Source organism: Micromonospora zhanjiangensis, assembly GCF_042650605.1.
GTDB classification, from domain to species: Bacteria; Actinomycetota; Actinomycetes; order Mycobacteriales; family Micromonosporaceae; genus Micromonospora_J; species Micromonospora_J zhanjiangensis.
In genome coordinates, this window is the sequence record NZ_JBHSBN010000008.1 from 1 (window position 1) to 22434 (window position 22434).

Sequence of the window (22434 nt, forward strand, 5' to 3'; positions counted from 1 at the left end):
ACAGCGTCCGCGACACGAGGTAGAACATGTTTGGCCCCGGGATCGCGACCATGGTGAGCTCGACGAGAGCGATACCAAGCAAGGCGCCGGTACTGATCATGATCTGAGCCTGCCAGCAGGTCCTTAACCGGGCAAGCGGTTGCGATCCTCGGCACAACGCCGCCCATGGGTGACAGCTCGCCGTGGCCCAGACGATCGCCGGCCGACGCGCTCGACCTGCTGGTTCCGCGGCGGTCCAGGCAACCTGTCGAAGACCACGGGACGACCAAACGGCCGACATGAGTTGTGCCCCGGCAGGTCCCGTCAAACAAACCCACCTATCTGCGCGACCTCTTATCTTGATTTGCCGGCACTGATCCGGCCCGTCGGCACTGACCCGGGCGCGATTCACGGTGGCGGCCTCCGCCCGGGTTCTGCTGCCCGCAGAAGGATGCGGGTCCGGCGGCGTACCGGGGCTAGGTTCGCGGCCATGACAGGATCCGCTTTCGTACTCGGCGCGGCGGGACAGGTGGGCACCGCCGTGGTGGCGAACCTGGTGGAACACGGCTGGCGGGTGACCGCCGGCGGGCGCCGGCCGCGCGACTGGCCGGACGGGGTCCGGGGCGCCCCGGTCGACCGGGACGACGACGTGTCCCTCGCCGAGGCCCTGGCCGGCGGGTACGACGTCCTGGTGGACTGCGTGGCCTACACCGAGGAGCACGGCCGGCAGCTCGCCCGGCTGACCGACCGGGTCGGCTCGGCCGTCGTCCTGTCCAGCTTCTCCGTGTACGCCGACGAGCACGGCCGCACGCTGGACGAGTCGACCGGACCGGACGACTTCCCGGCGTTGCCGGTGCCGGTCCCGGAGACCCATCGGACGGTGCCGCCCGGCGACTCGACCTACTCGACCCGCAAGGTGGCGCTGGAGAACGTCCTGTTGGACAGCGGGCTGCCGGTGACCGTGCTGCGGCCGGGTGCCATCGCCGGCCGGCACAGCGCCTTCCCCCGGGAGTGGTACTTCGTCCGCCGGGCGCTGGACCGGCGCCCCGCGCTGGTGCTCAACCACCGCGGCGAGAGCCGCTTCCACACCACCAGTACGGCGAATCTCGCGGAACTGGTCCGGCTGGCCGCGCAGCGGCCCGGCGACCGGGTGCTCAACGCCGTGGACGCCGAGGCGGTCAGCGTGCGGGAGATCGCCACGGCGATCAACGAACAGCTCGACCACCGGCCCGAGGAGATCCTGCTGCCCGGGACCGGCCCGGACGGTATCGGCGCGACGCCGTGGTCGGTGCCCCGCCCGTACGTGTTGGACATGACCGCCGCCGGGCGGGAACTCGGCTACCGGCCGGTGACCAACTACCTGACCGCGCTGCCGGCCGTGGTCGACTGGGTGGTGGAGACCGCCCGGCAGCGGGACTGGCGGACCGCCTTCCCGGTGTTCGTCCGGGCGCACGGCCCGGACGCCTTCGACTACACCGCCGAGGACTCCTGGCTCGCCACCCGCTGACCAGCCGGTTCGACCCGGGCGGCCGGGTCAGGAGTCCCGTTCGGCCGCTTGTTCGCAGGCGACGACCGGCAGCGGCCGGTCGTCGCCTGGCCTGGGCCCGTTCCCGTTCTGCTCGTGTCGTCCCGGTTGCGCCGGCCATCCGCTGTTGACGGACGCCTTGTTATCGCTAACATCGACAACTATATGTTTCATGTGAGCCGAGGCGGACCGGTGCGACCGGCCGGCGAAGGAGGACCGAATGGGGCCGACAGACAGAGAAACGGGTCGCGCGGGACACCGGCGCCGATGGTCGTCGGGCGGCTCGGCGGCACTGTTGGTGATCGGTGCCGCCCTCTGGGCGGTCGGCGGTCCCGGTGCCGCGCCCGCCCAGGCTTCGCCCGCCACGGCGGCCCGGTCCGCCGCACCGGCCACCGCCGGTGGCCAGGCGGCGGGTGCCGGTGACCGGTCGGAGAACAAACTGGCGTTGGGCAACGGGCTCGCGCTGACCCCGCCGATGGGCTGGAACGACTGGAACGCCTACGGCTGCAACGTGTCCGAGTCGCTGGTCAAGCAGACCGCTGACAAGATCGTGTCGTCCGGCCTGGCCGCCGCCGGCTACCAGTACGTCAACATCGACGACTGCTGGATGCAGCACAGTCGGGACGCCAGCGGGAACCTCCAGCCCGACTACGGCAAGTTTCCCTCCGGGATCTCCGGCACCGCGGCGTACGTGCACTCCAAGGGCCTGAAGATCGGCATCTACGAGGACGCCGGCACCCAGACCTGCGCCGGTTACCCGGGCAGCCTCGGGCACGAGGCGCAGGACGCCCGGCTGTTCGCCTCCTGGGGCATCGACTACCTGAAGTACGACAACTGCTACAACAACGGCAGCAGCACCACCGAGCAGTACATCGCCCGGTACTCGGCGATGCGCGACGCGCTGGCCGCGACCGGCCGGCCGATCGTCTACAGCATCTGCGAGTGGGGCGTGAACGCCCCGTGGACCTGGGCGCCGAACGTCGGCAACCTGTGGCGGACCACCGGCGACATCCAGGCCAACTTCAACAGCGTGCTGAACATCTTCCGGCAGAACGTGGGGCTGGCCGCCTACGCCGGGCCGGGCGCGTGGAACGACCCGGACATGCTCGAGGTCGGCAACGGCATGTCGGCCACCGAGGACCGGGCCCACTTCAGCCTGTGGGCCGAGATGGCGGCCCCGCTGCTGGCCGGCAACAACCTGGTCACCGCGAGCGCGACCACGCTGTCCATCCTGGGCAACCGGGACGTGATCGCGGTCGACCAGGACTCCCTGGGCAAGCAGGGCCGGATGGTCAGTTCCTCGGGCGGGCTGGACGTACTGGCCAAGCCGCTGTCCAACGGGGACGTGTCGGTGGTGCTGTTCAACGAGACCGGTTCGACGGCGACCATCAGCACCACCGCGGCCGCGATCGGCAAGTCCGGTGCCACCAGCTACGGCCTGAAGGACCTGTGGAGCGGGTCCACCAGCACCACCAGCGGCACGATCAGCGCCAGCGTGCCCGGGCACGGCGTGGTCATGTACCGGGTCTCCGGCGGCACCACCGGCGACCCGGGTGGCGGTGACTCCACCACCGTGCTGCGCGGGGTCGGCTCCAACCGGTGCCTGGACGACCCGAACAGCAGCACCAGCAACGGGACGCAGATGCGGATCTGGGACTGCACCGGCGGCAACAACCAGCGGTGGACCTACACCACCGGCGGCCAGCTGCAGGTGCTCGGCAAGTGCCTGGACGCCTACAACAACCAGACCAGCGCCGGCACGAAGGTGATCATCTGGGACTGCAACGGGCAGACCAACCAGCAGTGGCGGATCAACGCCGACGGCACGATCACCGGCGTACAGTCGGGCCTCTGCCTGGACGTCAACGGCGCGGCCACCGCCAACGGCACCCTGGTCGTGATCTGGACCTGCAACGGCCAGAGCAACCAGAAGTGGACCCGGAGCTGACGGATGCCATCAATCCACGCGGGGCCGAGCCGACCGACCCGGCCCCGCGTGGGCGGTCCGCGACACCGAAGGCGGCCGAGCCTCAGGCGGCGATCTTCTCGATGACCGCCTCGCCGCGCTCGGCGGCGGCGAGGAACAGCGCGGCCAGCTCGTGTGCGTCCCGGCGGACCTGGTCGCACCACTCGTCGTCGAACGGGCGGCGGTAGCCCATCGAGCGGGCCGCGGCGGCCAGCGCCTCGCGGTGCTCGACCACCCAGTCGTCGATCGGTGCCTCGGCCAGGAAGTCCGCGGCCCGGCGGACGAAGTCCGCGCTGAGCGCGCCGACGGCGTGGTCGTCGTCCCACTGCGGCGGCCCGGCGGCCAGCCACTTGGCCAGACCGGCGTGCGGGCCGCCCGCCGTGCCGTGCAGGAACAGGGCGCCGACCAGCCCGCAGGTGTCCTCGCCGGCCACCAGCAGGCCGGCCTCGCGCAGGGTCGCGAAGTCCTCGTCGAACCAGTACGGCACCAGGTCACTGAGCTCCTTGGGCGGCAGCCCGCGGACCGCCTGCTCCGGAATCCTCCGCCAGAAGATGTCGACGCCCATCCCACCGCTCCGTTGTGATCTCCGTTGAGTCCGGAGCGGGATCCTCGCATCCGGCACCGACATTCCCGCCCCCCGCTTGCCCTCCCGCGACCGTCCACAGCGAACGACCAGGACATTGAACCTTTTTCAACCTGAACCGCGCGGTGCGCAAGCCGCGTCTTCGACCTCGGCCGACGCCGGAGCGCAAGGGGAGGTTGAAAAAGGTTCATTGACGCGAGGGGGCCGGTCCGCGCCACGATCTCGGTCAGCTACCGGGCGGGGAGGCGTGCAGGCGGCGTACCCGGGTCAGGACGAGCCGGCGTAGCCGGCGGTCGGTGGTCCACAGCACGGTGCCGGCGGCGACGGCCGCGACGGTGCCCAGCACCAGGAAACCGGTCCACGGACCGTGGCCGGTCAGGCCGAGCCGGCCCAGCGGCAGCGGCACCAGGGCGGCGGCGACCGCCGCCAGCGCCGCCGGCACGGTCGGCGCCAGGAAGGCCGACACCGATGCGCCGACCACCCGGTGCACGGTCACCCAGACGGACAGCGCGTTGACGAAGACCTGCAGCCCCACCCCGGCCAGCGCCACGGTCGCCGCCGCGGTCACCGGCCGGCTGCCGGTCATCGCGGTGCCGACGGCGGCGAGCGTGAGCACCCCGAGCACGCCCCGGGTCCAGGCGATCGCGGCGAGCTTGGCCGGCCGGCCGATCGCCTGCAACGCGGGACCGAGCAGCAGCCCGTAGACGTTGGCCGCGCCGTACAGGCAGAGCAGCCGCATCGGCAGTTCGGAGCCGGCCCACTGCGGACCGAGCAGGTCGACCAGCGGCCCCGCGGTCGCCGCCAGCACGCCCAGCACCGGCAGACCGACCGCCGTGCCGAGGTGCTGCAACTCGATCAGGTGGGCGGCGAAGGCGGCCCGGTCGGACTGCAGCCGGGACAGCGACGGCAGCGACACCTGCTGGATGGAGCGGACGGTGACGTCGACCAGCATGTCCGGCAACCGGGCGGCCAGCCGGTAGATGCCGGTGGCCACCGGTCCGAAGAAGAGGCCCGTGAAGATCAGCTCGGCCTTGGCGCTGAGCAGCATGGCCAGGCCGGCGTTGGCCGAGTGCGCCGAGTAGGCCCAGAGTTCCCGGATGGCGCCGAGCCGGGGACGCCGGCTCGGCCGCCACGGGCAGGCCACCCAGAGCACCACCAGGCTGGTCACCGCGGTGACCAACTGCTGGACCACCAGGGCCCAGACGCCCGCGCCGGCCAGCGCGAGGACCACCCCGGCGGCGCCGCTGAGCACGGCCGCGACCAGGGTACGGACGGCCACCGCCCGGAATCTCAGCTCCCGGCGCAACACCGCCTCGGGCACGATGGCCAGCCCCTGCAACACCACCATCGGGGTCAACGCCAGACAGACCGGGGTCAGCGCCGGTTGCCGGTTGACCAGCGCCCACAGGGGACTGGCCGCGGCGGCGAGCAGCCCCACGCCCACCCCGGCGATGACCAGCACACCGAACGCCGCGTCGAGATGCTCGTCGGTGAGCCGGTCCCGCTGCACGATCGCCGAGACCAGGCCCTGCTGGATCAGCACCTGGGCCACCGTGATGAACACCATCGCCATCGCCAGCAACCCGTACGCGGTCGGGCCGAGCAGCCGGGCCAGCACGAACGTGACGACCAGCGACGCGCCGACCTGGCCGCCGATCAGCACGTACGACCAGCCGAGCGCCGCCGACACCCGGCCCGCTCGGCGCGGGACTGCGGTGCCCGGGCCCGTACCGGTGGTGGCGGTGACCGGGTCCGGAGCGGTCGCGGTGCCGGCCCGGCCGGGTCCGGGTCCGGGTCGGGCCGGGTCGGGCGTGGTCGGGGTGCCGGTGGGGGCGCTCACGGGGCGTTGCTCCTCGCTCGGGGGGTGGACCAGGATCGGCGGATCAGGCGGCGGCGCCAGCGGCCGAGCAGCACCCGCGCCCGGCGCAGGTACCAGACGGTGGGGAAGGTGACGGCACAGCTCAGTCGGGTGGCCGGCGGCAGGTCCCCACCGGCGAGGACGGCCACCGTCTCCCGGACCATCCGGCCCCGGCCGGTCGGTCGGCCGGCCGCCGGTCCGAACCAGGCGGTCGCGGTGGCGGCGGTGGCCCCCGGGGCCTGCAACGTCGAGCCGCCGTGCACCCGGCGGTGGAACAGCGGCCGGTCCACCTCGTGGATCCGCCCCAGCCGGGCCACCTCGGCCAACAGGGTGTAGTCGGACGCGACGTACGGCCGGATCAGGCCGGTACGCCGCAGCGCCACCACCCGGAACACGCCGAAGTGGGCGTGGCAGAGACTGACGTGCCGGGCCACCCCGGCCACCCGCCGCCAGGGGCGCGGGTCGCGCAGGTCCAGCCGATCGGCGTACGGGCCGATGACCCGGCCCGCCTCGTCGATCAGGACGGTACGCGGATAGGCCAGCACCGTCTCCGGACCGGCCGCGTCCAACTCCGCCACGCAACTGCCGACGTACCCGGGCAGGCACACGTCGTCGTACGCCACCCACTTGAACAACTCGCCCCGGGCCAGCTCGACCACCCGGGCGAAGTTGGCGTGCCCACCCCGGTCGATCTCGTTGCGGTACAGCCGGATCCGTCGGTCGACCGCCGCGTACCGCCGGCAGATCTCCCAGGTCCGGTCGGTCGAGGCGTTGTCGCTGACGATGAGTTCGAAGTCGGCGTACTGCTGGGCCAGCAGCGCGTCCAGGCACTCGGACAGGTAACGCTCGCCGTTGCGCACCGGCAGCCCGAGGCTGACCCGGGGCAGCGGCCCGCCGGTCCGGTCGCCGTAGGTTAACCCGCCGTGGTCGACGGTCATGCGACAAGCAGTTCCGCGTCGATGCCGCGGCGGCGCAGGGCGGCGGCGATCTCCGACCGGTACGCCGGGTTGGTGATCACCACGGCGCTGGTGCCGAGGCCGGTGAGGCTGTCCGGCGCGGTCACCCGGTGCCCGGTGGCCGGCAGGTAGCGGTCCCACTTGCGCGGGTTCACGTCCACCACCGCGGCGAGCCGGTGCTCCGGGTCGGCCAGGTGCAGGAACTGCACCCCGCGCGAGCCGGCGCCCCACAGCACCGGCCGGCGCCCGTCGGCGCGCAGCCGGTCGATCGTCTCCCGCCAGCGGCGCCGCTCGGCCGCGTGCCGCCCGGCGAAGCCGGCGATCGCGGCGAGCAACCGGTCCCGGTCGGCCGGTCCGGGCCGGTCCGCCGTGAACCATCCCGCACCGACCGGCCCGGGACCGACCGCGTCACCCGCCGCCGGCGCGGTTGCCGGGCCGGCGAGCGCGCCGGTGAGCGGGGCGCCCGGCGCCGCGTTCACCGCGATCTCGGCGTACCGGAACATGCCACCGAAGAGCCGGCCGGTCGCGGTGAGCCGCCAGCCGGCCCGCTCGACGATCCGGCGCAGCGGGAGGCCGGCGAAGTAGGAGACGTGCGGGTAGATCACCTCCCAGCCGGCGGTGGCCAGGTCGTAGTCGGCGTCCGGCACCTCCAGGTAGCCGTACACCGGCCGGCCCGAGGCCAGCTCCCGCAGCCGGACCAGGAAGCCGTACGGGTCGTCGAGGTGCTCGAACCAGTGCCGCGAGGTGACCACGTCGAACCTCGGGGTGTCCGCGTCCAGCGGGGCCGGCCGGGCGTGGAACACCGCGCCGGATCGGTCCGGTCCGGTCGGCCCGGCGTACATCGCGTCGTAGCCGTGTCCCCGGGCGCCGGCCACCCGGCACAGCTCGCGGAGGAACTCGCCCTGCCCGCAGCCGACGTCCAGCACGGTGGCCCCGCGCAACGGGTAGCGGTCGGCCAGCCGCTTGACCAGCTCCGCCGAGAACGCCTGGAACGCGGGGGAGTGGTGCAGGTTGGTGTCCATCGTGGTGTCGTAGACCAGCGCGGCCGGATCGAAGGCGAGGTTGCGGGCGTAGCCGCACTCCGGGCAGTGGCCCAGGACGATCCGACCCAGCGGCGAGGCGAGCGCCTCCTCCCGGGTGGCGTAGTGCACCCCGCAGCACACCGGCACGTCACCCAGGTCGGCGAACTCCACCAGGTCGGACGTACCGCAGGCGGGGCAGCGGCGGGACGGCCCGGCGCTCACCGGTGGGCCCGGCGCCGGTCGAGCAGCCGGGGGTCCGGCGCGGCCGGCGGCGAACCGGGCGTGCGGGCGGCCGGCGACCCACCCGTCCGAGCGGTCGGCGCGGTCGGTGCGCCGGCCGCGGCGCCGACGTCGGTCCAGCGCAGCGTCGGGTCGAGCCGGCCGGCGGCCCGCAGCGCCTGGATCCGGCGCAGCCGCTGGTGCCGTTCGCCGCGGAACGCCTCGATGGTCAGCCCGTGCCGCCGGTACGCCTCGACCAGTTCCTCGATCCCCCGCCGGACCGTCCACCGGGGCCGGAACGCGGGCACCTCGGCGACGATCCGGTCGCAGTCCACCCGGTAGTCGCGGGCGTCCGGGCCGGCGCCGCCGGCGACGGTGACCCGGACCCCGCCGACGACCTCCGCGACCATCTCGGCCACCTCCCGGATCCGGTAGTTCTCGGTGCTGACACCCACGTTGTACGCCCGGCCGTGCACCCGTTCCCGGGGCGCCGTGAGCAGGGCCAGGAAGGCGGCGGCGATGTCCTGCGCGTGCACCAGCGGGCGGCACGCCGTGCCGTCGGAGCGCAGCGGCACCTCGCCGGTGAGCAGGGCGTGCGCGACCAGGTCGTTGACCACCAGGTCGCCGCGCAGCCGGGGGGAGAACCCGTACGCGGTGGCGTTGCGCAGGAAGGTGGGGGAGAAGTCGTCGTCAGCCAGCGCGGCCAGGCCCCGCTCGGCCAGGATCTTCGACTCGCCGTACGGGGTGAGCGGGGCGAAGCCGGCCGTCTCGTCCAGCGGCCGGCCGCCCGGCGCGGCGCCGTACAGGCTGCACGAGGAGGAGAACAGGAACCGGGTCACCCCGGCCTGTCTGGCCGCCTCGGCCAGCCGCAGCGTGGCCCGGTAGTTCACCTCGTAGGTCAGGTCCGGGTCGAGGTCGCCCAGCGGATCGTTGCAGAGCGCCGCGAGGTGGCAGACCGCGTCGAAGCCGTGGCAGTGTTCGGCGCGGACGTCCCGCAGGTCCAGCCGCCAGGCGGGCACCTCCGGCGGCGGCGGGCCGAGCAGACAGTCGGCGTACAGGTCGGTGTCCAACCCGGTCACCTCGTGCCCGGCGGTCCGCAGCAGCGGCACCAGTACCGTTCCGAGATAACCGTGATGGCCGGTCACGAGTACGCGCATGGCAAAACTCCCGGAGGTCTTCTGGGTTGGTGCAGGCGAGTTTATGGAGGGCCCCGGAAATGGCTCCGACAATTGTCGGGATTCTTACTCAAGTGATCCATTTTCCCAGGTCAGACCGCTAGCTTTGCCCGTCGGGCGCGGCCGGTCCGACGCCGGGGTTCGCGAATCTTTCTCCTAAAAGGTGAATGGGTATGAGCATTGTCGAATGCCGGCTGTGTGGGGCGGCGCTGACCGAGACGTTCGTCGATCTCGGTATGTCGCCGCTCTGCGAGAGCTACCTGCCGGCCGAGCGGCTGGACGCCGCCGAGACCTTCTACCCGCTGCACGTACGGATCTGCCCGGACTGCCTGCTGGTCCAGCTGCCCGCCCACGTGTCCGGGGAGGAGATCTTCTCCGACTACGCCTACTTCTCCTCGTACTCCGACTCGTGGGTGGCGCACGCCCGCCGGTACGCCGAGGCGATGGTCGACGCGCTCGGCCTCGGCCCGGACAGCCTGGTCACCGAGGTCGCCAGCAACGACGGCTACCTGCTGCAGCACTTCGTCGCCCGGGGGATCCCGGTGCTCGGGGTCGAACCGGCGGGCAATGTGGCGGTCGCCGCGCGGGCCCGGGGGATCCGCACCGAGGTGCGGTTCCTGTCCGCCGGCTCGGGGGTCGAACTGGCCGACCGGTACGGCCGGGCCGACCTGGTGGTGGCCAACAACGTCTACGCCCACGTGCCCGACCTGCTCGGTTTCACCGCCGGGCTGGCCGCCCTGGTCCGGCCGACCGGCCTGGTCACCTGCGAGTTCCCGCACCTGCTCCGGCTGATCGAGCGCCGCCAGTACGACACCATCTACCAGGAGCACTACCAGTACCTCTCGCTGCTCACCGCGCGCCGTGCGCTGGCCACGGCCGACCTGACCGTGGTCGACGTGGACGAGATCTCGTCGCACGGCGGTTCGCTGCGGGTGTACGCCCGGCCGGCGGAACACGCCGGGGAACCCTCGGTCAACGTCAAGAGCGTGCTGGACGCCGAGGCCGAGGCGGGCCTGCACACCCTGGACGGTCACCGCGGCTTCGCCGACGCGGTCTTCGCCATCAAGCGGGAACTGGTCGACTTCCTGCTCACCGCCCGCGCCCAGGGGCGGCGGGTGGTCGGCTACGGCGCCCCGGGCAAGGGCAACACCCTGCTCAACCACTGCGGCATCCGGTCCGACCTGGTCGAGTACACGGTCGACCGCAGCCCGCACAAGCAGGGCCGGTTCCTGCCCGGCACGCACATCCCGATCCACGAACCGGACCGGATCGCCCGGGACCGGCCCGACTACGTCCTGGTGCTGCCGTGGAACCTGCGGACCGAGATCACCGCCCAGCTCGCCCACGTCCGCGACTGGGGCGGCCGGCTGGTCTTCCCGATCCCGAGCCTGGAGGTGGTCTGAGGTGAAGGTCGTGCTGTTCTGCGGCGGGCTCGGCATGCGGATGCGCGAGGACGCCGCCTCGGCGCCCAAGCCGATGGCGATGATCGGTGACCGGCCGCTGCTGTGGCACGTGATGCGCTACTACGCGCACTTCGGGCACACCGAGTTCGTGCTCTGCCTGGGCTACGGCGCGGCGGCGGTGAAGGACTACTTCCTGCGCTACGACGAGACCCGCTCCAACGACTTCAACCTGACCGGCGGCGGCCGGGACGTCCGGCTGTTCTCCTCCGACATCACCGACTGGAGCATCACCTTCATCGACACCGGGCTGACCGCCACCATCGGCGAGCGGCTGGCCCGGGTCCGGCCGTACGTCGCGGACGAACCGATGTTCCTGGCCAACTACGCGGACACGCTCACCGACGCCCCGCTGCCGGAGCTGTTGGACCGGTTCGCGGTCGGCGACGCGACCGCGAGCCTGCTCGCCGTGCCGGTCCGCTCCACGCACCACGTGCTGGACGTGGGGCCGGACGACCGGGTCGACCGGATCCGTCCGCTGGCCGACCTGATGCAGTGGGAGAACGGCGGCTACTTCATCCTCCGGCCGGAGATCTTCGCCGAGCTGCGGGCCGGGGAGGACCTGGTGCCGCACGCCTTCGACCGGTTGCTGGCCGGGCGGCGGTTGATGGCGCAGCCGTACACCGGGTTCTGGCGGGCCGCGGACACCTTCAAGGACCGGGCGGAGCTGGAGGAGCTGTACCGGTCGGCGCGCTGCCCGTGGATGCTGTGGGACGCCAACCGCGGAACGGCCGCCGCGGCCGACCGGGAAACGGCCGAAGCTGGCGGCCCGGTGGCGCGGCCCGGCGCGCCGGCGCTGGCCCGGTGAGGCCGCCGTTCCGGTTGTCCGGCGTGCGCTCGGTGGTGCTGCTCGGCGCCCACCCGGACGACATCGAGATCGGCGCCGGCGGTCTGCTGCTGGCCCTGGCCGGCATCGCCGGGCTGCGGGTGCGCTACGTGCTGCTGACCGGTACGCCGGACCGGCGGGCCGAGGCGCGGGCCGCGGCCACCGCCTTCCTGCCCACCGCCCGGATCGACTTCGCGCTGCACGACCTGCCCGACGGTCGACTGCCGGCGCACTGGGCCGGGGCGAAGCGGATCGTCGACGCCGCCGCGACCGGCGGGGCGGACCTGGTGCTCGCGCCGGGCCCGGACGACGCGCACCAGGACCACCGGCTGCTCGGCGAGCTGGCGCCGACCGCGTTCCGGGACACCACCGTGCTGCACTACGAGATCCCCAAGTGGGACGGCGACCTGGGCCGGCGCAACGTCTACCTGGGCCTGTCGGCGGACCGGGCGCGGCGCAAGGTGGACCTGCTCAACAACTACTTCCCGTCGCAGAAGGACCGGTCCTGGTGGGACGACGAGATCTTCCTCGGGCTGGCCCGGTTACGCGGGATGGAATGCCGCACCCGGTACGCCGAGGCGTATCGGTGCGACAAGGCGTTAGTCGAGATGTGACCGAGACGAGGCTGGGCATGAGTGGACTGACGATCGCCCTGTTCGGGGTGACGGGATGGCGGCACAATCTCGGGGTGGGCGCGCTGCGGGCCGCCACGCTGAGCGGGGTGCTGAGCCGGGAGCCGGCCGCCCGGGTGACCGCCTTCGACGAGGGCTGGGGGATGCGCTCGGGCCGTGCCTTCGTGGCCGGGATCCCGATGCAGATCTCGCTGGCCGGGGCCCGCGCCTCGCGCCGCTACCACCGGCCGGAGTCCTACCTGAACATGCGGGTCAGCGCCGCGCTGGGCGGCCTGCGCAACGCCGGGCTGGCCGCCATCGACGCCGCCGACCTGGTGCTCGACGCGAGCGGCGGGGACAGCTTCACCGACCTGTACGGCACCCGCCGGTTCAACGCGGTGACCTGGCCGAAGCGGCTCGCCGTGCTGCGCCACCGGCCGCTGGTGCTGCTCCCGCAGACGTACGGCCCGTACCGCGCCGACCGGGTCCGGGCCACGGCCGCGGCGCTGACCCGGTCGGCGACCATGGCCTGGGCCCGGGACCCGGACAGCTTCCTCGCCCTGGCCGACCTGCTCGGAGCGGACCTGGATCCGAGCCGGCACCGGGAGGGCGTCGACGTGGCCTTCGCGCTGGAGCCGCGCGAGCCGGACGCCCCGGTGCGCGACCGGCTCGACGCGTGGTTCGCCGCGGCGCCCGGACCGGTGGCCGGGATCAACGTCAGCGGGCTGCTGGCCCGGCCGCAGGGCGCGGCCCGGTTCGGGCTCACCGCCGACACCCGCGCGCTGGCCCGCCGGTTGGGCGAGCGGCTGCTGGCCGAGCCGGACACCCGCGTGATCATCGTGCCGCACGTCCGGGTGCCGGGCGGTGGCCCGGACGACGACACCGCGGTCTCCGAGTGGCTGCACCGGGTGCTCGCGGCCCGGCACGGCGACCGGGTGCTGCTGGTGCCGACCGGGCTGGACCCGCAGCAGTCGAAGTGGGTGATCGCCCGTACCTCGTGGTTCTGCGGGATGCGGATGCACGCCACCATCGCCGCGCTCTCCTCGGCGGTGCCGGCGGCCAACGTGGCCTACAGCCTCAAGGCGCGCGGGGTCTTCGCCAGCGTCGGCCAGGAACGGCGGGTCGCCGACGCCCGGCGGTCGAGCGAGGAGGACCTGCTCGCCCAGCTCTGGTCGGCCTGGACCGAGCGGCAGGTGGCGGCGGCCGAGTTGGCCGTCAACACGCCGCTCGCGGTGGCCCGCGCGGCGAGCCAGATGGACGAGATCGTCGCGCTGGCCCGCGCCGAGCACGCCGGTCGCGCGACCGCGCGGGCCCGCTGATGCCGGCCGCGTCGCGCCGCCGGCCGCGGACCGTGCACGAGGTGGCCGCGAACCGGCTCTGCACCGGCTGCGGGGTCTGCGCGTACCTCGCCCCGGACGAGGTCCGGATGGTGGACGTACTCGACCACGGCCGGCGTCCGCTGCCGGTGCTGCCGTCTGCGCCGGCCGGACCCGGCGCGACGGCCGCCGTCGACTGCTGTCCGGGGGTACGCCTGGCGCACGACTCGCGGCGCGCCGAGCCGGGCGAGATCGCCGCGCTGCGGCCGGCCTGGGGGCCGGTCCGCCGGGTCTGGGAGGGGTACGCCACCGACCCCGCGATCCGGTACGCCGGCTCCAGCGGCGGGGTGGCCACCGCGCTGGCCGGGTACTGCCTCACCGGGCAGGGCATGGCCGGGGTGCTGCACGTCGGCGCCCGGGCGGACGTGCCGTACCTGAACGAGACCCGGCTGTCCCGCGACCCGGCCGAGTTGCTGGCCGCGGCCGGCTCCCGGTACGCCCCGGCCAGTCCGGCGGACCGGTTGGACCTGGTCGAGTCGGCCGACGGGCCGTGCGTGTTCATCGGCAAGCCGTGCGACGTGGCGGCGACCCGGATGGCCCGCCGGGTACGCCCGGCGCTGGACGCCCGGCTCGGCCTGACCATCGCCCTGTTCTGCGCGGGCACCCCGACCACCCGGGGCACCCTGGAGATGCTGCGCCGGCTCGGCATCTCCGACCCGACGGGTCTGGAGTCGGTGCACTACCGGGGCAACGGCTGGCCCGGCCGGGCCCGGGCCCGGTTGGTCGAGGACCAGCCGGGGCACGAGCGGACGCTCAGCTACCAGGAGTCCTGGGGCGAGATCCTGCAGCAGCACCGGCAGTGGCGGTGCTACCTGTGCGCCGACCACACCGGCGAGTTCGCCGACGTCGCGGTCGGTGACCCGTGGTACCGGCCGACCGGCGACGATCCGGGCCGGTCGCTGGTGCTGGCCCGGACCGAGCGCGGGGTTCGGCTGGTCGAGGCGGCGATCGCGGCCGGTGTGCTGGCGTTGGACGAGGCGGCGCCCACCATCCTGCCGGCATCCCAGCCGAACCTGCTGCGGGCCCGCGGTGCGGTGGCCGGCCGGCTGGTCACCCTGCGGGCGGCCGGCCTGATGACGCCCCGGCTGCGGCACCTGCCGACGGCCCGGATGTGGTGGCGGCACCTGACCGTACGGGAGCGGCTGCGCTCGACGGTGGGCACGGTACGCCGGATCCGCCGCAAGCGGTTGCGCGAGCCGGCCGAGCTGATCCCGTACGGCGAACAGCGGCGACCGGTCGGCTGACCGTCGGCCGGCGGCCTGTTCGCCGAATGCCGGCCGGCCGCGCGCCGGCCGCCGGTCAGATGACCGGTTTCCCGTTGTCGAACCAGACGTTGGTCGGCCGGTCCCACTGAAGCCCCGCGATGGCGAGACTGGCGATGACCCCGTACCGGTAGTCGCGGCCGTACTTGTTGTTCTTGAAGACGAGCTTCGTGGCGACGATGTCGGAGCGGATGCCGATCGAGTAGTTGCCGCCGTCGCAGAGGTTGAGCTGGTAGAGCACGTTGTTGGTGGACGGGGCGGTGGTCGAGCCGAGCATCAGGCAGGCGTTAGCCGGGTCCCGGGTGACCGGGTTGTAGGGCTGGAGGTTGTTGTGCTGGATCAGCACGTTGCTGGCCCCGGTGACCTGGAGCGTGTCGTTGTGCGAGGTCGGCGTGCGGGTCAGGTCGTGCACGTACGAGTCGATGATTTTCGTGTTGTTGCCGAGCCGTGGCCCGTCGATGCTGTGATGCACGTTCACCCGCTGCAGGGTGTAGTTGTCGCAGCAGACCGCGGCCGAGTTCTTGCCGGAACCGTTGATCTCGACGTCGGTGACCGTCAGGTTCACCGCGGTGCTCAGCGTCCGGATCGAGTACAGCGTGCTGGCGCAGGTGATCCTGGACCGCTGGATGGTGACGTTCCGGGCCGTCACCGTGACGCAGCCGACGATGTCGCGGTTGCTGACCACCTGGCCGTCCGTGCTCAGGGTGAGTGAGCCGGTGGTGGTCAGCACGGTCCCGACCGGTACGCCGGTGGTGGCCGCGCTCGGCCAGTAGGTGATCGGGGTGGGCGGCGTCGCCGTGGGGCTGGGGGTGGCAGCGATCTCCGGGGCGGCGTGCGGATCGGTCGACGGGGCGGGCGCGAGGCGCGGCTGGCCGGCGGGTGCCGGGTCGCCCGCCGGTGCCGGTGTCCAGTGCCGCCCGACCACGGGGACGGGGACCAGCAGGGCGACGCCGCCGAGGCCGGCGAGGACCAGGCCAGCGGCGCCCAGCCGAACCCGCCGGCGGTTCCGGGCCGGATCGCGCCCGGGCGGCGGCGTCGGCCCGGCGCTCGGCCATCCCGGCGGGCTGGTCGGCGAGGGATCGTGGAAGGCGGCCATGGCTGCTCCGGTGGTGCCAGCCCTGACTCTCGAATATGGCCTCGGTAACCGCCGATCCGTCGTCAGGTGAGGCTGACGTTACAGGCCGTGGTGGAGTGTTCGCGAGTATTCGATCAGCGATATTACGGACAGAAACGAGTGCCAAACGGCCCTTGTGTCGGCGCGAACCGACGCAACATGAGATCGGTACCCCGGCCGCCGGTCGTGGGTTCAGCCGTTCGGCACGGTGGCCGGGTCGCGCGGCGGGCGCGGCTCCACCAGCTCGGGCCAGCCGGCTGCCCACACCGACCGGGCCCGCCAGACCGCCGGCCAGTCGATCCCGCGGGACCGGTCCCGGCCCAGCAGCAACCGGCCGAGCGCGCGCAACCCGACCCCGGCGACCAGCAACCCCACCCCGAGCCGGGCCTTGGCCGGCGACCAGTGCCGCCGTAGGTAGGTGACCTTGCCGCGGAGGATCTTCGCCCGCTGGCCGTCCGGGTCCGAAGAGGCGCCGCCGACGTGCACGACCGTCGCCGCCGGGTCGAGCACCGGCCGGGCGCCGAACCGGGCCGCCCGGGTGCAGAGGTCGATGTCGTCGCTGTAGAGGAACAGCCGCGGGTCGAAGCCCTCCAGCCGGTAGAACAGGTCGCGTTCGATCAGCATCAGGCAGCCCGACACCGCCGGTACGACCCGTACGCTGCGCCGGTCGTAGTCGGGCAGCCCCTCCGGGTTGGCCCAGCCGTACCGGCGCAGCGCGGTGGACAGCCCGGTCGCGAAGCCGAAGCAGCTCCACAGGCTGGGCAGGCCCCAGCAGGACCAACTGTCGTCGGAGCCGTCGGAGCGCAACGTGCGGCCGGTGTAGATGCCGTGCCCCGGGTGCCGGCGGGCGAACCGGACCAGCTCGCTCACCAGGTCGCCGGCCGGGGTGGTGTCCGGGTTCAGCAGCAGCAGGTGCTCGCCGGTGGTGGCCACCGCGGCCCGGTTCACCGCCCGGCCCCAGCCGACGTTGTCGGCCAGCCGGATCAGCCGTACCTCGGGGAAGGCCGCGGCGACGGCGTCCGCCGAGCCGTCCCGGGACGCGTTGTCGATCACCGTGACGTCGAAGCGTACGTCCGGCGTGCGCCCGGCCAGCAGCGCGCGCAGGCAGCCCAGGACGAGGTCGCGGGTGTTGTAGGTGACGATGACCACCGAGGCGTCCAACGTCGACGGGTTCGGGGTCGAGGTGTCGTGGGTCGAGGTGTCCGGGGCGGTCACGCGTCACCCTCCGGGCGGCGCGGGACGGGGATCCGCGGCGTGCCGACCCGGGACCGGGTGGCGGTCGCCAGCAGCCGCAGCGCGAACGGGACGTCGTGCACCAGGTACCGGCCGGCCAACCGGCCCGGCTCGGCGGCCAGCCGGTGCAGCCACTCCATCCCCGACCGGCGCATCCACACCGGGGCGCGCCGGTGCACGCCGGCGACGAAGCCGATGGCCGCACCGCAGCCGAGGAACCAGGACCGGGGCAGCAGCGGCCGGAGCCGGGCGATGACCCGTTCCTGTTTGGGGAAGCCGAGCCCCACGAAGACCAGATCGGGCCGGGCGGCGGTAACCTCCGCGCACACCGCGTCGAACTGTTCCGGCCGGGTGTCGAAGCCGAACGGCGGGCTGAGGTGCCCGGCCGTCGCCAGGCCGGGAAACCGGTCCCGCAGCACCCGCTCCGCGCGGGCGGCGGTGCCCGGCTCGCCGCCGAGCAGATAGATCGAGCCGCCCTGCCCGGCGAGCGCACGGCTCAGGCTCCAGATCAGGTCGGATCCGGCGACCCGGACCGGCAGCGGTGTCCCGCCGAGCCGGCTGGCCCAGATCACCGGTGCGCCGTCGGCGACCACCACGTCCGCGCCGACCAGGAGCCGCCGGGCCTCGCCGTCGCGTACCGCCCGGCGCAGGATGTCCACATTGGGGGTCACGATCTGACCACCCCGATCGGCCGACAGTTCGTGAATGACGTGCCGTACGACGTCGTCCTCCCGTATCGGGTCGAATTCGATGCCGTGCACGATGATCCTTCGGGGAATCCTTTGCGCGGGTCGAGAAGCGTCAAGCACAAATGCAAACGTACCGATATTGCCGGCCCGGACAATGCCACGAACGGTCAGGGAATGTCCGGGTGGGAGGACCGGAAATCGGCCGTACGCCCGGTTGTCGTCCACCGTACGGGATGCCACCATCACCCGCGTGACGACCAGTGTGATAATGCCCGCCTTCAATGAGGAGGCGGGCATCGGCGACGTTCTGGCGACCCTGACCCGGTCGCCCGGCTTCGGCCCTGATCTGCGCGTTCTGGTCGCGGCCAACGGCTGCACCGACCGCACCGTCGAGATAGCCCGGTCGTACGGCGTGCGGGTGGTCGAGGTCGCCGCCGCGTCCAAACCGGCGGCGCTGAACGCGGCGGACCGGCTGGCCGACGGGGACGTGCGGATCTATCTGGATGCCGACATGCCGGTCACCGCGACGCTGCTGCGGCAACTGGCCGAGGCGGTGCGCCGGCCCGGCGTCGAGGGCGCGGTGCCGCGGCTGGCGGTCGACGCGAGCGCCAGCAGTTGGCCGGTCCGCGCCTACTACGCCGTCAACGCCCGGCTGCCGGTGTTCGACCGCCGGTTGTTCGGCCGGGGGGTGATCGCGCTGTCGGCCGAGGCCAGGTCGCGGTTCGACCGGTTTCCCGAGATCACCGCCGACGACATGTTCCTGGACGCGGTGGTGGCGGCGGGGGAGAAGGTGGAGATCGACGCGGTGCTGCCGGTGCGGGCCCCCCGGCGCACCCGCGAGCTGGTCCGCCGGTTGGCCCGGGCCCGCGCGGGCAACGCGGAGTTCTGGCGGTACGTCCGCTCCGCCCCGCCCGGCCACCGCCCGCCGGCCGACCCGGTCGAGGGGTCGAACACCTGGTCCTGGCTGCGGGACGTGGTGCTGCGCTCGCCCCGGCTGCTGCCGGCGGCCGGCTGCTACCTGCTCGTCGTGCTGCTCGCCGAGGGGCTGCGCCGGTCGCCGGGTTGGACCGCGCGCTCCGGCTGGGGACGCTGACCGGGACCGGGCGGCCGCCGTGCCGACCGCGGCCGGGTGGCCGCTGTCGTGAATGCGATAGTCCACCGTGCAGCATTACGAATCATTTTCCTCGGAGTAGATGGTTTCCGACAGAACTGTTCTGCCCCGCTATAAGAGCTGATTAAGTTTCTTGGGCGTCCTTCGCGTAATGGCTATCGTCGGCGGCGGTGAATCGTGGCGCGTTCCGCCGCAACACGAAAAACGTTCACTGGGGAGGGTTGGTCCCGTTGTCCGCGCGGGACCGGTCGCAGCTCGAAATACCGAAGGGTGAGATTCCCGTGGAACGCCGACAACCTCCGCCCGTGCCCGTACCCCGCCCGTACCGATTCCCGCGACCGTCGCCCGGGGTCCACCGTTGGCCCCGGCACGGATGGCGGCTCCTCGCCGGGGCCGTCGTGGGCCTGTTCGCGGTTGCGACCACCATCACCGCGTTCGCGGCGGACGCCCGCTCCCTCCGGTCGCTGGCCGTCAGCTACTCGTTCTTCACCAACACCGACGTGTCGAACGTGCCCACCGATCCCGAGGTCGCCCCGATCGAGGTGGGCCTGCGCTTCACCACCAGCACCGCCGGCTCGTTGACCGCGGTCCGGTTCCTGAAGGTCACCAACGACCCGGGACCGCACCAGGTGAGCGTCTGGTCGAGCGGCGGTACCCAACTGGCCACCGCCCCCTCGACCAACGAGACCAGCTCGGGCTGGCAACAGGTCACCCTGCCGCGAGCGGTGGCGCTGAAGGCCGGTTCGCAGTACCTGGTGTCGTACCACACCACCCGCTACCGGTCGAGCGAGAACTACTTCACCCAGACCATCCAGGCCGGCCCGCTGTCCACGGCGAGCGTGAACGGCCTCTTCGCGTACGGGCCGGCGGGGACCTTCCCCAACCAGACCTTCCGGGCCACCAACTACTGGGTCGACCTGGTCTTCACACCCACCGGCACGCCGTCGCCGACGGTCACGCCGACCACCTCGCCCACCCGGACGCCGACGGCCCCACCGACCACCACGTCGCCGACGCCGACCAGCACCGGCGGGCTGAACCTGCCCCGGGTGCCGTGGAACGGCGGTCCGGGCTACTACGCCGGCTTCCCGGTCGCCCGGGCGGCCGGCTGGACCAACCCGGCGTTCTTCCCGATCGGCGTCTGGTTCGAGGGCACCTACGCCCAGGCGGACATCGACCTGGACAAGGCGGCCGGCCTGAACACGTACGTCCAGCTGACCAGCGGCTCGAACCTGCCGTTGATCCGCAGCAACGGCATGTACGCGGTGCTCGACGGGGCACTGCCCGGGTTCGGCGCGGAGACCACCGGGTGGCTGATCAGCGACGAGGTGGACATGTGGGCCGGTCCCGGCACCGCGGCGTGGACCGGGAACTTCCCGGGCCAGGGGACGATCTGCTCGCCGTCGACGGGCAACTGCGGCTACACCGTGCAGAACACCCTCAGCGCCAAGCTGCCATCCGCAAACGGCCGGTTCCACTACGCCAACTACGGCAAGGGCGTGATGTTCTGGGAGTCGGACGCCGAGGCCGCCCGGTTCGTCAACGGCTGGACCGGCGTGGTCTCCAACGACATCTACTGGTACACCGACCCCAACGTCTGCACGTCGCCGTCGGAGGGACCGAGCATCGGGGTCACTGTCGCCAACTGCCGGCGGTCGGCGAACTACGGCCGGACCATGGACCGGATGCGCGCGCTGGACGCCACGGACGGCAAGCTGCAGGCGATCTGGGCCTTCGTCGAGGACGGCCATCCGGCCTCCGAGAACACGGCGCCGACGATCACCGGGAACCAGGCCGCCGGCGCGGTGATGAACTCGGTCATCCACGAGGCGCGCGGGATCATCTACTTCAACCACAACTTCGGCGGCCCGTGCATCTCCCAGCACGTGCTGCGAGACTGCGGCAAGACCACCGTCCGGCCGAAGATCACCGAGACGAACTCCCGGATCAGGGACCTCGCGCCGGTGCTGAACACCCAGTCCTACCAGTGGACGTTCAACTCCAGCCTGGACACCATGCTGAAGGCGTCCGGCGGGTCGTACTACATCTTCGCGATGCCCGGCCCCACCGGCGGCACCGGCAGCCAGAAGCTCGTGCTGCCCCCGGGGATCACCGGCACCAGCGCCCAGGTGCTCTACGAGAACCGCAGCGTCCCGATCAACGGGGGCGCCTTCACCGACACCTTCGCCCAGGAGTTCACGTACCACATCTACAAGATCACTCCCTGACCCGGCGCCGGCGCGGTCAGCCGTAGACCTCGTCCTCGATGGTGGCCAGGGTGACCCGCTGGGCGTCGCTCCACGGCCGGGACCGCACCGAGGCGGCCAGCTCCGCGGGCGCCGGGCGGTCACCCTCCACCACCGCGCCGAGCGCGTCGGCGATCCGGTACGGCGTCGGCTCCGTCCAGCGGATGTGCGGGTTCGGCAACCCGCCCCGCGCGTACGGGTTGTCGCCGACCACCGGGACCACCCCGCAGGCGAGCAGCTCGTCCGGGACCAGCGACGCGTTGGTGAAGGAGAGCGCGATGCCGGCGGTGCAGCGGTTGTAGAGCTCGCTCAGCCCGGCCGGGGACAGCTTGCCGTGGTTGGTCGCCGGGAACGGCACCCGGGCGGTGGGATCGCCGAAGAGGTGGATCTCGCGGTCCGGGTGCCGCCGGTGGAACTCCCGCAGCGCCATCACCCCGAGCAGGTAACCGCGCCGGGCGGTGTCCCGCCGGGCGTAGAAGACGACCCCGTTGCGAGGACCCGGCTCGGTGAGCCGGTAGGTCTCGGTGTCGCAGCCGAAATGCGCCACCGCCGCCCGTACCCCGAACCGCTCGGCCAGCAGGTCGGCCAGCATCGGGCCGACGGTGATCGACCGGAAACCGAACCGGTACGAGTCCTCGGCCAGGACGTACTCCGAGCCGGGCGGGTAGAACAGCGGCTCGTAGTCCTGGATGAAGTAGAGCCGTCGGGTCTTCAGGTCGGCCCGCGCCGCGAGCACGTGCGCGGTCTCCCAGGCCGAGGCGACGTAGGCGTCCAACGGCGGCAGCCCGTCGGCGACCGAACGGATCTCGGCCCGGACGTTCGGCCAGCACCGCCGGATCAGCTCCACCCGGGGCCGCAGCTCGCCGTCGAACCGGTCGTACAGGTAGAGCACGCAGGTGTGGCCCGCGGCCTCGACCGCCTCGACCATCCGGAACAGGGTGGTGTGGCCGCCGGAGCCCGGGCCGGGGGGCGCGCAGACCCAGCCGACGGTCAGCGGGGTGCCGCGGGCCGGTCGCCGGTCCGGCACCGCGAGCGTCAGCCCCCGGGAGTCCGCCACGTCGTCCAGGCCGAGCAGGACGTCCAGGTCGGCGGCGCCCAGCCGCTGGTAGGCCCGCCGGGAGACCCGCCGGGCCAGGTGCGCCGGGTCGCCCCGCAGCGCCCGCAGCGTCTGCCCCACCCGTCCCCGCATGCCGCGCCCCCAACCGTCTCGTTCGTCCGAACCC

18 protein-coding genes are annotated in these 22434 nt (G+C 72.9%); 9 read left to right on the forward strand and 9 right to left on the reverse strand.

Annotated elements, in window-relative coordinates; genetic code table 11:
- Window positions 1-469: 469 nt before the first annotated feature.
- Window positions 470-1486, forward strand: coding sequence for an NAD-dependent epimerase/dehydratase family protein (locus tag ACFOX0_RS13825; RefSeq protein WP_377545479.1), 1017 nt, complete (start codon window positions 470-472; stop codon window positions 1484-1486).
- A gap of 238 nt (window positions 1487-1724) precedes the next feature.
- Window positions 1725-3452, forward strand: coding sequence for a glycoside hydrolase family 27 protein (locus tag ACFOX0_RS13830; RefSeq protein ID WP_377545481.1), 1728 nt, complete (start codon window positions 1725-1727; stop codon window positions 3450-3452).
- A gap of 82 nt (window positions 3453-3534) precedes the next feature.
- Here ACFOX0_RS13830 and ACFOX0_RS13835 read toward each other — a convergent pair whose 3' ends face one another.
- The 5 genes from ACFOX0_RS13835 to ACFOX0_RS13855 form a co-directional block, all read right to left on the reverse strand.
- Window positions 3535-4035, reverse strand: coding sequence for a hypothetical protein (locus ACFOX0_RS13835; RefSeq protein WP_377545483.1), 501 nt, complete (start codon window positions 4033-4035; stop codon window positions 3535-3537).
- A gap of 244 nt (window positions 4036-4279) precedes the next feature.
- A complete protein-coding gene (locus ACFOX0_RS13840) occupies window positions 4280-5893 on the reverse strand; it encodes a lipopolysaccharide biosynthesis protein (RefSeq protein ID WP_377545485.1) in 1614 nt (537 codons plus the stop codon).
- A complete protein-coding gene (locus ACFOX0_RS13845; protein WP_377545487.1) occupies window positions 5890-6849 on the reverse strand; it encodes a glycosyltransferase family 2 protein in 960 nt (319 codons plus the stop codon). The genes ACFOX0_RS13840 and ACFOX0_RS13845 overlap by 4 nt, the downstream gene beginning before the upstream one ends.
- A complete protein-coding gene (locus ACFOX0_RS13850) occupies window positions 6846-8111 on the reverse strand; it encodes a class I SAM-dependent methyltransferase (RefSeq protein ID WP_377545489.1) in 1266 nt (421 codons plus the stop codon). Before ACFOX0_RS13850 ends, ACFOX0_RS13845 begins: the two co-directional genes overlap by 4 nt.
- Window positions 8108-9265 (reverse strand): NAD-dependent epimerase/dehydratase family protein, encoded by a 1158-nt coding sequence (locus ACFOX0_RS13855; protein WP_377545491.1) that lies wholly within the window; start codon window positions 9263-9265, stop codon window positions 8108-8110. Before ACFOX0_RS13855 ends, ACFOX0_RS13850 begins: the two co-directional genes overlap by 4 nt.
- Before the next feature lie 191 nt (window positions 9266-9456).
- Between ACFOX0_RS13855 and ACFOX0_RS13860 the strand changes: the two genes are divergently transcribed.
- Genes ACFOX0_RS13860 through ACFOX0_RS13880 form a run of 5 tightly spaced genes read left to right on the forward strand, consistent with a single transcriptional unit; the run spans window position 9457 to window position 14800 of the window.
- Window positions 9457-10686 (forward strand): methyltransferase domain-containing protein, encoded by a 1230-nt coding sequence (locus tag ACFOX0_RS13860; RefSeq protein ID WP_377545493.1) that lies wholly within the window; start codon window positions 9457-9459, stop codon window positions 10684-10686.
- A 1-nt stretch (window position 10687) separates the two neighbouring features.
- Entirely contained in the window at window positions 10688-11551 is an 864-nt protein-coding gene (locus tag ACFOX0_RS13865; RefSeq protein ID WP_377545494.1) for a glucose-1-phosphate cytidylyltransferase, read from the forward strand.
- Entirely contained in the window at window positions 11548-12183 is a 636-nt protein-coding gene (locus ACFOX0_RS13870) for a PIG-L deacetylase family protein (RefSeq protein ID WP_377545496.1), read from the forward strand. Before ACFOX0_RS13865 ends, ACFOX0_RS13870 begins: the two co-directional genes overlap by 4 nt.
- 17 nt (window positions 12184-12200) lie before the next feature.
- Window positions 12201-13499, forward strand: a complete 1299-nt coding sequence (locus ACFOX0_RS13875) for a polysaccharide pyruvyl transferase family protein (RefSeq protein ID WP_377545498.1) — start codon at window positions 12201-12203, stop codon at window positions 13497-13499.
- A gap of 41 nt (window positions 13500-13540) precedes the next feature.
- A complete protein-coding gene (locus ACFOX0_RS13880; protein ID WP_377545500.1) occupies window positions 13541-14800 on the forward strand; it encodes a Coenzyme F420 hydrogenase/dehydrogenase, beta subunit C-terminal domain in 1260 nt (419 codons plus the stop codon).
- A gap of 55 nt (window positions 14801-14855) precedes the next feature.
- On the opposite strand, the gene ACFOX0_RS13885 is transcribed toward ACFOX0_RS13880, so the two are convergent.
- From ACFOX0_RS13885 to ACFOX0_RS13895, 3 genes are all read right to left on the reverse strand, one after another.
- Entirely contained in the window at window positions 14856-15914 is a 1059-nt protein-coding gene (locus tag ACFOX0_RS13885) for a hypothetical protein (protein ID WP_377545502.1), read from the reverse strand.
- 210 nt (window positions 15915-16124) lie between these two features.
- The gene (locus ACFOX0_RS13890; protein WP_377545504.1) at window positions 16125-17147 is read right to left on the reverse strand and encodes a glycosyltransferase family 2 protein; all 1023 of its coding nucleotides are present in this window, start codon (window positions 17145-17147) and stop codon (window positions 16125-16127) included.
- Window positions 17144-17926 (reverse strand): WecB/TagA/CpsF family glycosyltransferase, encoded by a 783-nt coding sequence (locus tag ACFOX0_RS13895; protein ID WP_377545506.1) that lies wholly within the window; start codon window positions 17924-17926, stop codon window positions 17144-17146. Before ACFOX0_RS13895 ends, ACFOX0_RS13890 begins: the two co-directional genes overlap by 4 nt.
- A gap of 178 nt (window positions 17927-18104) precedes the next feature.
- Here ACFOX0_RS13895 and ACFOX0_RS13900 point away from each other — a divergent pair, with 178 nt between their 5' ends.
- On the forward strand, window positions 18105-18947 hold the full coding sequence (locus ACFOX0_RS13900; protein WP_377545508.1) for a glycosyltransferase family 2 protein: 843 nt from the start codon (window positions 18105-18107) through the stop codon (window positions 18945-18947).
- Between the two features lie 416 nt (window positions 18948-19363).
- The gene (locus tag ACFOX0_RS13905; protein ID WP_377545510.1) at window positions 19364-21193 is read left to right on the forward strand and encodes a DUF4082 domain-containing protein; all 1830 of its coding nucleotides are present in this window, start codon (window positions 19364-19366) and stop codon (window positions 21191-21193) included.
- Window positions 21194-21209: 16 nt separating this feature from the next.
- Here the strand turns inward: ACFOX0_RS13905 and ACFOX0_RS13910 are convergent, their stop codons facing one another.
- A complete protein-coding gene (locus ACFOX0_RS13910) occupies window positions 21210-22400 on the reverse strand; it encodes a rhamnosyltransferase WsaF family glycosyltransferase (RefSeq protein ID WP_377545512.1) in 1191 nt (396 codons plus the stop codon).
- Window positions 22401-22434 lie beyond the last annotated feature (34 nt).

What these genes read in the sequence shown, in the direction of transcription:
- ACFOX0_RS13825 (WP_377545479.1), top strand. Translation starts at nt 470, where the DNA reads ATGACAGGATCCGCTTTCGTACTCGGCGCGGCGGGACAGGTGGGCACC.
- ACFOX0_RS13830 (WP_377545481.1), top strand. Translation starts at nt 1,725, where the DNA reads ATGGGGCCGACAGACAGAGAAACGGGTCGCGCGGGACACCGGCGCCGA.
- ACFOX0_RS13835 (WP_377545483.1), bottom strand. Translation starts at nt 4,035, where the DNA reads ATGGGCGTCGACATCTTCTGGCGGAGGATTCCGGAGCAGGCGGTCCGC.
- ACFOX0_RS13845 (WP_377545487.1), bottom strand. Translation starts at nt 6,849, where the DNA reads ATGACCGTCGACCACGGCGGGTTAACCTACGGCGACCGGACCGGCGGG.
- ACFOX0_RS13855 (WP_377545491.1), bottom strand. Translation starts at nt 9,265, where the DNA reads ATGCGCGTACTCGTGACCGGCCATCACGGTTATCTCGGAACGGTACTG.
- ACFOX0_RS13860 (WP_377545493.1), top strand. Translation starts at nt 9,457, where the DNA reads ATGAGCATTGTCGAATGCCGGCTGTGTGGGGCGGCGCTGACCGAGACG.
- ACFOX0_RS13875 (WP_377545498.1), top strand. Translation starts at nt 12,201, where the DNA reads ATGAGTGGACTGACGATCGCCCTGTTCGGGGTGACGGGATGGCGGCAC.
- ACFOX0_RS13885 (WP_377545502.1), bottom strand. Translation starts at nt 15,914, where the DNA reads ATGGCCGCCTTCCACGATCCCTCGCCGACCAGCCCGCCGGGATGGCCG.
- ACFOX0_RS13910 (WP_377545512.1), bottom strand. Translation starts at nt 22,400, where the DNA reads ATGCGGGGACGGGTGGGGCAGACGCTGCGGGCGCTGCGGGGCGACCCG.